This window comes from Phenylobacterium sp. (assembly GCF_030654915.1).
Lineage (GTDB): Bacteria > Pseudomonadota > Alphaproteobacteria > Caulobacterales > Caulobacteraceae > Phenylobacterium.
Map to the genome: position 1 here is coordinate 1 of NZ_JAURWM010000086.1, position 4,798 is coordinate 4,798.

Genomic DNA, 4,798 nt, shown 5'->3' on the forward strand with positions numbered 1-4,798 from the left:
TCAGCACGTCGGATTCGCTGAACTCCTGCATCGAGCCCTTGTGCATCACGAGTACGGCGCGGTCGCCGCGCTTCTCCAGCCGGCCTTCGTCGGCCGTATAGGTGGTGGCCGAGCTGCCGCTCTTTTCGTGGTGGATGAAGAGGTTGTGGATCAGGCCGGTCGCGTCCACCGACTGGGCGTAGACCGTCAGTCCGGGCGCCGGATTGGTGAATTCGCCCTCGCGTATCAGCGTCGAGGCAAGATCGGTGCGGACATTGAACAGTGTCTGGCGCATCTCGCGCGCCGCCATCGGCTGGACCCATAGGTTCACCGCCAGGGCGATGATTGTGATGATGCTGGCCAGCCGCAGGGCGGGGGAGATGACCCGCCAGCGGCTCATGCCGCCTGCGTAGCAGACCACGATCTCCTGCTCGGTGTGCAAGCGATTCATCGCCACCAGCGCGGCGACGAACACCGCGATGGGCAGCACCATGTTCAGCAACTGGGGCATCGCCAGTAGGGTGACCTTGGCGAAGACAAGAGCGCTCTGCCGCTGGCTGACGATGATGTCGAGCGCCGAAAGGCTCTGACTCAGCAAAGCGACAGCCGTCAGGGCCGCCGTGGCCAGCACGGTCGGTCCCAAGAGCTGGCGAAACAGATAGCGGTCGATCAGGTGCATTTTTTAGGGTTCACCCAGGGATTATTCGCGCCCCGAACGTGAACCTGCTCTAAATCATGCGTCGCTGCGTCATACAACCGCCGCTCGCGCGGCTGGACAAATCGAGACTGGCCCGCCCCCGCGGCCAGGCTCGATCCTTGTTTGTACGCGGCCCCTAATTTGTCTGGAGTTCGAGGGATCATGCAGATCGAATTCGTTGCGGCCGGCGCCGCGCTTGGCGAGAAAACCGTCCTGGCCTTGGTCGTCTTCGAAGGCGGCCTGCTGTCAGGCGCGGCGGGGCGACTGGATACGCAGACCGGCGGCGCGCTCGGCCGCGCCATCGCGGGCGCGCGCTTCAGCGGCGCCAAGGGGCAGGTGCTCGATGTGCTGGGGGCTGGCGGAGACGCCGCCCGGGTGCTGCTGGTCGGCGCCGGCAAGGCCGACGGCTTTGACGACGTCGCCGCTGAGCACGCCGCGGCCTCGGCCTATGGTGCGGTGAAGGCCTCGGGCCTGACCACCCTGCGCGTGGCGTTGCCGTCCGATGACGCCGGACTGGCCGCCCGCGCCGCGCTGGGCGTGCGGCTGGGGTCCTATCGCTTCGAACGCTACCGGACCAAGGAGGCGGCGGACAAGAAGCCGTCGATCGTGAAGATCCAGGTCGTGACGGGCGACGAGGCCGCGGCGCGCGCCGCCTTCGCGCCGCTCGCGGCCCTGGCCGACGCGATCGCCTTTTCGCGCGATCTGGTCTCCGAGCCGCCGAACGTGCTCTATCCGGAAGAGTTCGCGCGGCGCGTGAAGGCGCTTGAGACACTGGGGCTCGAAGTCGAAATCCTCGGCGAGGCCGAAATGGCCAAGCTGGGCATGGGCTCGCTCCTGGGCGTCGGCCAAGGCAGCGTCCGCGACAGCCAGTTGGCGATCATGAAGTGGAACGGCGCGGCCGATCCCAAGGCCCAGCCCATCGCCTTCGTCGGCAAGGGCGTCTGCTTCGACACCGGCGGCATCTCGATCAAGCCGGCCGACGGCATGGAGGACATGAAGTGGGACATGGGCGGCGCGGGCGCCGTGGCGGGTCTCATGCACGTGCTGGCTGGCCGTAAGGCCAAGGTCAACGCCATCGGCATCCTCGGCCTGGTCGAGAACATGCCCGACGGCAACGCCCAGCGCCCCGGCGACGTGGTCACCTCGATGTCGGGTCAGACCATCGAGATCATCAACACCGACGCTGAAGGCCGCCTCGTGCTGGCCGACGCCATCTGGTACTGCCAAGACCGCTTCAAGCCGAAGTTCATGGTCGACCTGGCGACCCTGACCGGGGCGATTATCATCAGCCTCGGCAACGACTATGCGGGTTTGTTCTCCAACAATGACGAACTGTCGGGCAACCTGCTAGCGGCCTCGGACGTCGAGGGCGAGCCGCTGTGGCGCATGCCGCTGCCGGCGCAGTACGACAAGAACATCGACTCGGTGATCGCCGACGTGAAGAACGCCGCCGGTCGTCCGGGCGGCTCGATCACCGCGGCGCTGTTCATCCAGCGCTTCGTGAACAACGTGCCCTGGGCGCACCTGGATATCGCTTCGACCGCCTGGAAGAAGCCGTCCACCGTGCCGACCATCCCCGACGGCGCGACCGGCTACGGCGTGCGCCTGCTGAACCGGATGGTCCAGGACAAGTACGAAGGCTAAATACGGTCCCTGTCCCTCCCGCCTGGGAGGGGCGGGGGCGCTTAGCTCTGCTGGCGCTGATGCGGCTGTTGGGATTGAGGGCGGCATGAGCGAAACCCCCTGCGATGTCTGGTTCTACCATCTGGAGCGGTCGGACCTGGACGAGGTGCTGCCTGAGCTTCTGGAGCGGACCTTGTCGCGCGGCTGGAAGGCCGTGGTGCGGACCCGTCAGACGGATCGGATCGACCATCTGGACGGCTGGCTCTGGGCGTACCGCGAGGAGAGCTTCCTGCCGCACGCGCCCGACAGCGAGCCGGGCGCCGCGCGTCAGCCTATCCTGCTGACCACAGGTTTCGAGAACGCGAACGGCGCCGACGCACTCTTTTTAGTTGATGGTGCGGACCCGGGAGAGCTTGCCGGATACACCCGTTGCGTGGTGCTCTTTGATGGCCGCGACGAGGCTCAGCTCGCCGTCGCGCGAACCCAATGGAGCGCCGTGAAGGCCAAGGGGCACCCGGCCTCCTATTGGAGGCAGCAGGCTCGAGGATGGGAGAAGCAGGCATGAAGAAGATACTGATGATCGGCGCGGCGATGATCGCGCTGTCCGGCTGCGTCAGCGAACCGCCGGCCCCGCCGCCCATGCCGCCGCCGCCGCGGCCAAGCCCGCCGACTCCGCCGCCGACCGATTCCAAGGATCAGTGCGGCGCCGCCGCGGCGCAGAAGTTCGTCGGCCGTCCGCGCAGCGAGATTCCGGTGCCGGTGCGCCCGGACAAGCAGCGCGTGCTCTGCACGACCTGTATGGCGACCATGGACTTCCGCGAAGACCGGCTGAACTTCTTCTACGACGCCGACACCGGCATCGTGAAACGGGTCACCTGCGGCTAAAACTTCGTGACGCAAGAGGTGGGGCTCGGCGCCGCCTCTTGCGAGCGAGTTATTTCCGCTTGCGGAAGATGTGCCTGAGCGCGGCGATACCCGCGGGGGCGAGCAGGATCAGCACCAGCAGCAGATAGACGATACGGGCTTCGTCGGGCATGGGCTCAGTGCTCGTCGTCGTTGGGGATGTTGAGAAGCACCCCGCACGCCTTGCAATGGACCGCGTCGACGTCGTGCCGCTGCAGGCCGCAGGTCGGGCAGGGGAAGCGTACCTTGTAGGGCCGGAAGAGCGCCTGGGCCAAACGCACGAAGAGCGTGATCCCCGTCAGCATGGTGACGATGGAGATCACACGTCCCCAGGTTCCGGGCAGAGTGATGTCGCCAAAGCCGGTCGTCGTCAGGGTGGCGATCGTGAAGTAGAGCGCGTCGATATAGCCGTCGATGCCCTCGGTGCGGGCGAAGCTCGTATAGACGAAGCCGGTCATCACGAAGATGAATGTGATCAGGGTGGCCGCGGCCCGTGTCACGTCTTCCCAGCGTGTCTCGTCATAGCGCCGGCCAATGGTCCGCCAGAAGAAATCGGAGTGGACCAAAGTCCAGAGCCGAAGCACCCGCAGGAAGGCCAGGTTGAAGAGCCAGAATGGGAACAGCAGGGTCAGCAGGACGAACATGTCGATCCAGGTGACGGGCCGCCTCAGCCATTCGTCGATTTTTTCGGACGCGAAGGCGCGGGCCACGAGGTCTGCCGCCAGGATGAGCGCCATCGTATAGTCTATGAACAGGAAGGCCGGCGTCTCGCGCAGCAGCGGCGTGGCGATGAAGAAGGCGATCATCACCAGGTCAATGGCGATCACGGTGAGGCGAAACCGGACCGACTTGGCCGAGTGGCCAAAATAGAGTTCGTGCAGCCGCGCCCTGATGCGCGGCGCGCGGCGGCGTTTTCCAGGATCGGGAAGCGACTCTGCGTCAGTGGACATGAGGCCACCTTAGATTTCGATGGTCACGGTGGGGAGTGAATTTCCCCCGGACCCGGTGACAGGGAGGGGCGCGATGCGCCGCTCTACGCCGCCCCCTCACCTTACCTCTCCCTCGGGAGAGGAATTTTCGCCTCAGGCGTCGACCTTGACGGCCTCGTAGGCTTCCACGGCGTCGAGCCATTCCTGCTCGGTCTTTTCGAGCGTGGCCTGGGCCTGCTCGCGCTTGCGGCCGAGTTCGGCGGCCTTGGCCGGGTTCTCGGTGAAGACCTTGGGGTCGGTCAGAGCCTTGTCCAACTCGGCGACGGCGGCGGTGGCGCGGGCGAGGGCGGCCTCGGCCGACTCGGCGCGGCGGCGGGCCGTTCCGGTGGGAACCCTGGTCTTGGGCGGGGGCGGGGGCTTGGGAACCTCCATCGGTTCGGCCGTGCGGACCTGGGTGGGGGCCTTGCCGGCCTGCTTGGCGCGGTCGATGACGAACTTGGCGTAGTCGTCCATGTCGCCGTCGAACGGCGCGATGCTCCCGTCACTGGCCAGCCACAGGCGGTCGGCGACCAGTTCCATCAGCGAGCGGTCGTGGGTGATCAGGATGACGGCGCCCTCGTACTCGTTCAACGCGTCCAGCAGGGCGCGGCGCGAGTCGATGTCGAGG

5 protein-coding genes and 1 pseudogene are annotated in these 4,798 nt (G+C 66.4%); 3 read left to right on the plus strand and 3 right to left on the minus strand.

Annotation, left to right across the window (positions count from 1 at the left end):
* Positions 1-658 (minus strand): LptF/LptG family permease (locus tag Q7T84_RS04175; protein ID WP_304806442.1); only part of this gene is annotated, 658 nt, incomplete at its 3' end.
* Between the two features lie 180 nt (positions 659-838).
* Here Q7T84_RS04175 and Q7T84_RS04180 point away from each other — a divergent pair.
* The 3 genes from Q7T84_RS04180 to Q7T84_RS04190 all read left to right on the plus strand — a co-directional run bounded on the left by Q7T84_RS04180 (position 839) and on the right by Q7T84_RS04190 (position 3,184).
* Positions 839-2,320 (plus strand): leucyl aminopeptidase, encoded by a 1,482-nt coding sequence (locus Q7T84_RS04180; RefSeq protein ID WP_304806443.1) that lies wholly within the window; start codon positions 839-841, stop codon positions 2,318-2,320.
* 85 nt (positions 2,321-2,405) lie between these two features.
* A complete protein-coding gene (locus Q7T84_RS04185; protein WP_304806444.1) occupies positions 2,406-2,864 on the plus strand; it encodes a DNA polymerase III subunit chi in 459 nt (152 codons plus the stop codon).
* The gene (locus tag Q7T84_RS04190; protein WP_304806445.1) at positions 2,861-3,184 is read left to right on the plus strand and encodes a peptidase inhibitor I78; all 324 of its coding nucleotides are present in this window, start codon (positions 2,861-2,863) and stop codon (positions 3,182-3,184) included. Before Q7T84_RS04185 ends, Q7T84_RS04190 begins: the two co-directional genes overlap by 4 nt.
* Before the next feature lie 155 nt (positions 3,185-3,339).
* Here Q7T84_RS04190 and Q7T84_RS04195 read toward each other — a convergent pair whose 3' ends face one another.
* Together Q7T84_RS04195 and Q7T84_RS04200 are read right to left on the minus strand one after the other, a co-directional pair.
* Positions 3,340-4,152, minus strand: a complete 813-nt coding sequence (locus Q7T84_RS04195; RefSeq protein WP_304806446.1) for a potassium channel family protein — start codon at positions 4,150-4,152, stop codon at positions 3,340-3,342.
* A 132-nt stretch (positions 4,153-4,284) separates the two neighbouring features.
* Positions 4,285-4,798: pseudogene (locus Q7T84_RS04200) on the minus strand (ABC transporter ATP-binding protein); the annotation flags it as partial.